1 protein-coding gene is annotated in these 243 nt (G+C 62.1%); it reads left to right on the forward strand.

Annotation, left to right across the window (positions count from 1 at the left end; genetic code table 11):
- Positions 1 to 45: 45 nt before the first annotated feature.
- On the forward strand, positions 46 to 243 hold a 198-nt coding region (locus tag R2R70_RS22615; protein WP_410979289.1), incomplete at its 3' end, for a hypothetical protein.

Consider the following 243-nt stretch of genomic DNA (forward strand, 5'->3'; position numbering starts at 1 on the left):
GCAGAACAAGGTGCTGCCGTACCTGGTTGGTAACGTGGTCGAGGTATGTCGCCGCTTCTGTCTCAGCTGACTCAGATCCTCGACATTGACCCGGACGTGGACGAGGACGCCGAGGAAGGCGCACACGCCGAAGAGTCCGAGCACCACGGCAGGTGCGCCGTGATCAAGACGTCCACTCGGCAGACGATTTTTCTGCCGCTCATTGGCCTGGTTCCGGCCGACGAGCTCAAGCCTGGCGACCTG

Source organism: Cobetia sp. SIMBA_158, from assembly GCF_046566945.1.
GTDB lineage: Bacteria > Pseudomonadota > Gammaproteobacteria > Pseudomonadales > Halomonadaceae > Cobetia > Cobetia amphilecti.